Origin of the sequence: uncultured Actinomyces sp. (genome assembly GCF_963526355.1) — a bacterium.
Classification (GTDB): Bacteria; Actinomycetota; Actinomycetes; order Actinomycetales; family Actinomycetaceae; genus Actinomyces.
In genome coordinates, this window is sequence record NZ_CAUROW010000099.1 from 1 (window position 1) to 6,517 (window position 6,517).

Annotated in this window: 4 protein-coding genes; 3 read left to right on the forward strand and 1 reads right to left on the reverse strand. The window is 69.0% G+C overall.

All coding sequences use genetic code 11. The annotated features are described in order from the left end of the window. A partial coding sequence (locus RWR81_RS11810) for a PAC2 family protein (RefSeq protein ID WP_314457933.1) occupies positions 1-743 on the reverse strand: 743 nt, incomplete at its 3' end. Positions 744-1,162: 419 nt separating this feature from the next. Here RWR81_RS11810 and RWR81_RS11815 point away from each other — a divergent pair. The 3 genes from RWR81_RS11815 to RWR81_RS11825 form a co-directional block, all read left to right on the forward strand. Next, entirely contained in the window at positions 1,163-3,787 is a 2,625-nt protein-coding gene (locus tag RWR81_RS11815; RefSeq protein ID WP_314457934.1) for an AAA family ATPase, read from the forward strand. 157 nt (positions 3,788-3,944) lie between these two features. Further along, the gene (locus RWR81_RS11820) at positions 3,945-5,876 is read left to right on the forward strand and encodes an AMP-binding protein (protein WP_314457935.1); all 1,932 of its coding nucleotides are present in this window, start codon (positions 3,945-3,947) and stop codon (positions 5,874-5,876) included. 52 nt (positions 5,877-5,928) lie between these two features. After that, positions 5,929-6,517: AMP-binding protein (locus RWR81_RS11825; protein ID WP_314457936.1), on the forward strand; the 589-nt coding region annotated here is incomplete at its 3' end.

Below are 6,517 nucleotides of genomic sequence, written 5' to 3' on the forward strand. Positions count from 1 at the left end.
CTGACCTCCGGCTGCTGGGCGGCCTCGGCGTTGATCTCGGCGCGGTTGATGTTGGCGGCGGCCTCCAGGTCCCCCACCGGCAGGGCCAAGCCCGTGGCCTGCACGACGGCGGTCAGCAACGCCGATGCGCCCTGTGGGAACTCGTCGCGGGCAACGTAGTGCGGAACCGCGGCTGAGACACCTCGGGAGTCCAGGCCCAGCTCTCCCAGCCGCAGCTCGAGATAGGCCGACATCGACCCGGGCAGCTCGACATGGCCGAAGAGCTCGGGCTGACTGGGCAACAGATCGGGCTGGCTGCCGTGATGGTGCACGTAGGTCGGGCGCGTGTGGGGCACGGCCATGGGGATGCCGCTCATGCCGACCGCCTGGCTCACACCCATGGAGACCGCCAGGTGCGCCACAGCCCCGACGAACTCGTCCCACCGGTAGTCCGGCTCACTGCCGTGAAGCAGTAGGAGGTCCTCACCGTCGTCGTCATGGAGAAGGTCCAGAACCAGTTCGGGCATGACCGCTGAGGAGTATGTGTTGTGGACGAAGGTCATCGTGGGGCGACGGGCACGGTAGTCCATCAGGGAGTCGATGTCGAAGGTGGCCAGGCGCTCGCTGGGCAGCGTCATGAGCAGCTGGTCGACGGCCAGGGCGCCGGCGTGCCCGGCGTCCATGGCGCCTTGGAAATAGTGGATGAGGACCCTTGGGGAGATCGGCTGATCCGCGGGGTGCTGGATGGTGAACAGTGGTCTCACGAGCCCGTCTCCTCCTGTCTGGTCTGCTTCGCCCCCACCCCCGCGACGCGTCCCGGGGGTCGTATGGCCTGTCTCGTGCAATGATCTCAGATGATCTCAGTCGGTACTTGGCCGTGCACTGACTCTTTCCGGTGAAGCCGACTCGAGCATGATTCGGTATTTTGTCAGGGTTTGCCAGGGTTCGTACTCGGCAACGGCGGTTAGTGTCCTCGGCACTCCTGCCAACGCCCCCAGTGCTGTGGATGTTCCCACCCGCCCGAGGCGCAGGTGACGTGTTCGCCCTCGGCGTCCCCACCTGAAGCCCCAGCAGGAGAATAATGGTTCGACCCTACTGAAGCCATCACCGGACCCCATACCCGTCAGCGCCAACCAGCGCCGGCCGGCGGCAGTCGAGTACCAGCCGGACAGAACCCGAAGCGATGCGAGGACTTGTGAGTCAGACGATCCCCTCCCACCCGACACAGCCTCAGCGGGACGCACCCGAACGGTCACTGGACAATGCGGACAGCACCCGCGAGCGCGAGCTACGCGGTGAGCAGCAGACCGTCGACCTCGCCTACAGCGAGCTGGACCGCCAGCTGGCCCAGGCCCGTCGTTCCCTGGCGCGCACGGAGGCCCAGGGCGTCAGCGGCACGCACCAGTCCCGTGGGGAGCGGGACGCCTACGCCGCACACTATTCCTCGCTGGTGTCCTCCCTGGAAGGGGTCGAGGACCGCCTGGTCTTCGGACGGATGGACATGAGCAGAGCACCCCGCGATTCGGCAGGACCAGCAGGGTCCAGCAGCGCCGAGGCCGTCTCGGATCGAAACGTCGGCAGCTCTTCGCCGGTGACCGACGGAGGACGGCGCCACTATGTGGGCCGTATCGGGTTGCAGGACGCTCAGCACCGCGAGGTGATCCTGGACTGGCGAGCTCCTCTAGCCCGGGCCTTCTACCAGGCCACGGCCTCTCATCCCATGGGGCTGGTGCGCCGTCGGCACATTGATACCCGGGCCCGTCGGGTGCTGGGGGTGGAGGACGAGGTCCTCGACCTGGATGCCCTGGAAGCCGAGGGTGTCCCACTGAGTTCGTCGGGGGACGGTGTAGCTGCCGGGGAGCTGCAGGGTGAGGGAGCGCTCATTGCTGCGATGTCCGCGGCCCGCGACGGCCGAATGGCTGACATCGTGGCCACGATCCAGGCCGAGCAGGACCGAATCGTCACCTCCTCCGGCCGGGGCGTGCTCGTGGTCCAGGGAGGCCCGGGGACGGGTAAGACGGCGGTGGCGCTGCACCGGGTGGCTTATCTGTTCTACTCCGAGCGCGAGCGCCTGGAGCGCTCCGGTGTACTGCTGGTGGGACCGTCGCGGACCTTTCTGCGCTATGTGGAGCAGGTGCTGCCCTCCCTGGGTGAGACGGGCGTGGTCTCAACGACCATGGGTGACTTGGTGCCGGGAGTGCGGGCCACGGCGCGGGAGGATGCTCGTATCGCCGAGATCAAGGGGCGTTCCCTGTGGGTCAAGGCGTTGGAGGCCGCAGTACGGGGCCTGCAGCGGGTTCCTGAGGCCCCGCGTGATATCGAGGTCCAGGGGGTGCGCCTGACCCTGGAACCGAGCGACGTGCGCGAGGCGGCGTCGCGGGCCCGGCGTGGAGGCAAGCCCCACAACCTGGCCCGAGAGGCCTTTGTGCTGTGGCTGTTGGAACGTCTGACTGACCAGTACGCGGCGGCCACGAATCAGGACGCCTCGGATACCGACACGCGGGCATGGATTCGTGAGGACATCCGTACCGCCCGCGACTCCCGTCGGGAGATCAACCTGTGCTGGATGCCGACGACGCCGGAGGGTCTGCTGGAGCGCCTGTGGAACCGTCCCGCCCTCCTGGAGCAGGTGGCACCGTCCTTGAGCGAGCAGGAGCGGACGTTGCTGCACCGGGAGGCGGGAAGCGGGCTCACGGCCGCGGATATCCCCCTCATCGATGAGTTGGCTGAGCTACTGGGGCCCAGCGAGGACGCCCAGGCTCGGCGTGCCCGACTGGAGACCCGGCGCCGCGAGGACCTGGTGGCCTACGCGGCCCAGGCGATCGAGTCCCAGGACCTGGGTAATGGCATGGTCAGCGCCGAGATGCTTGCCGACCGCGTCTCCCAGGGCGGCCCCACCCTCTCCCTGACCGAGCGGGCGCGGGCGGATCGGACGTGGACCTATGGGCACATCGTTGTTGACGAGGCCCAGGAACTAGGCGCTATGGCCTGGCGGGCGCTGGCGCGTCGCTGCCCGGTGCGCTCCTTCACGGTGGTGGGCGATCTGGCCCAGTACTCGGGTCCCCATGCCCCCGGCAGCTGGGGCGAGGTTCTGTCCGCCCTGGGGACGACCCCACCCGAGGAATCCGACGGGCGGGTCCGGCCCCAATCCCGTCACCGGCCCCGTTCCCGGCAGGGCCGCAGGTCGGGGCGTCCGAGCGGCGGGTCGACCCCGCTGCATGAGGAGGCGCTCAGCGTCTGCTACCGTACGCCGGCCACGATCATGGAGGTGGCTGAGGAGACGGTGACACAGCTGGGTCACCCGCCGGTCTACCCGGTGCGCTCAGTGCGCGATCTGCCGGCGTGTCTGGAGATCACGCAGGTTACCGAGGTGGCGGGTGATGAGATCACGGAGGAGTTGGCAGACGCGGAGGTCTCCGGTGTTTGGGCGCAGGCTCTGCGCAAGGCTGTGAGCCAGGAGTCGGCCCGTCTTGATGAGCAGCTGGGCACTGGCGTCGGGCGCATCGCGGTCATCACCCCCTCGCCTCGCCGCACTGAGGCGCTGCTGCTCCAGGATCCAGATCTGGCCATGTTGATGAAGGCCCCCGGCGGGGACGTGTTACGTTCGCGGCTGCTGGTGGTCAGCCCGGTCCTGTCGAAGGGACTGGAATTCGACGTCGTCGTACTGATTGACCCGGCTGATATCGGTGAGCGCAGCGCGGGTGACCTGTACGTGGCGATGACCCGCCCCACGCAACGCCTGCGGGTGATCAGTCGCGCCCCGTTACCGCGGGGGCTCGAGGTACGCGCCGGCTCAAAGAGACGGTGAGCACGATCGCAGGTGATCGTCGGCGGAGCTGGGCACCAGGTTACGCCACCGTAGGTTACGGTTGCTCTTAACCTCTCGCCGTCGCGCCGTGCGACACCCGCGGCGAGCGGGACCCTTCCAGCAGGGGAGGGCTTACGGCAGACAAGGGGGAAGACCCATGAGTGCTCCACGCACGTCGGCATCCGAGGAGGCCGACGACCTCGCCGAACGCAGCAGCGGGCCCGGTCAGGGCGGCGACACCTCGACGGCGACCGGCCCGGACATCTCACGGGACGCGGTCCTCGCCGCCGTCTACCGGACAGCCGGGGTGCCCACCACGATCACCGCGGTCAGTGAGCCCCTGTCCTGCATGCTGCGCGACGCCGCCCGGGACTACCCGGACCGGGTGGCTCTGGACTTCCTGGGCGCCACCACCACCTACTCCCAGCTGCAGACCCAGGTGGCGCGTGCCGCAGAGGCCCTGCGGGGTCTGGGGGTCGGGCGCGGGGACGTCGTCGGTCTCATCCTGCCCAACTGTCCTCAGCACGTGGTCCTGGCCTACGCGGCCTGGCGCATCGGGGCGATCGTGGCCGAGCACAACCCGCTGGCGCCGGCCGTCCAGCTGCGCGAGCAGTTCCACATCCATCGCGGGCGCGTCATCATCGCCTGGGAGAAGACCCTCGAGCGCCTCGTGGCGGCAGTGGGTTCCCTGGAGGCGGCGGGCCTGGGGGGCCTGAGCGTGTACTCGGTGGACCTGTCCCGTCATCTTCCGCTGCGCAGCCGCCTGGCCCTGAGGCTGCCGGTGGCCGCCGCCCGCACCCAGCGCCGTGAGCTGCGCGGCAAGGTGCCGGCCGGCGTGCGCTCGTGGGACGACCTGGCAGCTTCCGCCATCCCCTTGGCCACAGGATTCCCCCTGCCGGGTGTCTCCGAGACGGCCGCGCTGCTGTACACCGGCGGGACGACGGGTACGCCCAAGGCGGTGTGCCTGACGCATGCGAATCTGCGCTCCAACGCCGAGATGTCCCTGGTCTGGGCCTCGCGCACCACGAGCGCGGGCAAGGAGACCTTCTATGCCGTCCTGCCCTTCTTCCACGCCTTCGGCATGTCCCTGTCGCTGCTGTGCGCGGTGGGGCTGGCCGCCACCCAGGTGGTGCTGCCCAAGTTCGGGGCCGACCTGGTCCTGGCCGCCTGGAAGAGGCGCCCGGCCACCTTCTTCCCCGGGGTGCCGGTCATGTTTGATCGCTTGGTAACCAAGGCCCGGACCACGGGCGCCGACCTGTCCTCCTGCAAGATCGCCGTGTGCGGGGCGGCCCCCAACCCGTTGGCCGTGGCTCAGGCCTGGGAGAAGGCCACCGGAGGCACCATCATCGAGGGCTACGGCATGACCGAGTCCTCCCCCATCATCCTGGGCAACCCCATCTCACCGGCGCGCCGCCCCGGCACCCTGGGCGTGCCCTACCCCTCCACGCAGGTACGACTGGTGGACCCCGAGGACGTCGAGCGCGAGGTGGCGCCCGGCGAGGTCGGCGAACTGCTGGCCCGAGGCCCGCAGGTCTTCACCGGCTACTGGGACAACCCCGAGGAGAGCGCCGAGACACTACTGCCCGGAGGCTGGCTGCGCACGGGAGACCTGGTGCGCCAGGAGGAGGACGGCTTCTACGTCATCTCCGACCGCCGCAAGGAGCTCATCATCTCCGGGGGCTTCAACATCTACCCCACGGAGGTGGAGGCAGCGGTCCGCTCGATGCCACAGGTGGAGGATGTCGCCGTCGTCGGCCTGCCGGCTGAGGCGGGTAACGAGTCCGTCGTCGCAGCGATCCTGCCCAAGGAGGGCCAGACGGTCACCCTGGAGCAGGTGCGCGAATGGGCCGCCAAGAACCTGTCCAACTACGCGTTGCCACGTCAGATCGCGATCCTGACCGAGATGCCCCGATCCCAGATCGGCAAGGTGCTGCGACGCGTCGTGCGCGAGGAGCTCCTGGCGGCCCGGGAGGCGGCCTCCGGGGCGGCGACGGCGGCGGCCGTCTCGATCGTCGAGCACCTGCCTGGCCGTAGTGACCGCAAGGACGACAGTCAGCACGACGACAGGAGCGACCGGGGCTCTCACTGAAGTTCTCAGACCCGGCAGCCAGTACCAACCACATCGCACCCCGACGACAGACATGACTAACAGCACGATCAACGCCGCGGTCCGGCCGCAACAGGCCTCTGAGGACTACCGCCACTACCTGCGCCCTCACTACCAGCCGGGGATTCCTGCGGCGATCGAGGTTCCCGACGCACCCTTGAGTGAGCTGCTGGAGACTGCCGCGCGATTCTACTCGGACCGGGTCGCCATCGACTTCCTGGGCGCCACATTGACCTATCGTGAGTTGTTGGAGGCCTCGGAGCGCGCGGCACAGGTACTGCGGACCTCGGGCGTGCACAAGGGTGACCGGGTGGCTCTCATCATGCCGAACTGTCCGCAGCACGCCGTTGCCCTCTACGGGGCGCTGCGCATCGGTGCCATCGTGGCCGAGCACAACCCGCTGGCGCCCGCCGAGGAGATCCGCGCCCAATTGGATGCGCATGGGGCGCAGGTCGTCATCGCGTGGGAGAAGGGCATCGATGTCATCACGGCTCTCGCCACTGATCCGCGTGCCGGCGGCGACCCGCTCAAGGGTCGCACGGTCTTCAGCGTAGACCTGTCGGCGGCCATGCCGGTGCGCCTGCGCGCCGCGCTGCGGCTCCCGGTGGCGCGGGCCCGCCCGC

Bases quoted from the DNA above. Each gene is read 5' to 3' on its own strand.
- RWR81_RS11815 (WP_314457934.1), top strand. From the start codon at position 1,163: ATGCGAGGACTTGTGAGTCAGACGATCCCCTCCCACCCGACACAGCCT.
- RWR81_RS11820 (WP_314457935.1), top strand. From the start codon at position 3,945: ATGAGTGCTCCACGCACGTCGGCATCCGAGGAGGCCGACGACCTCGCC.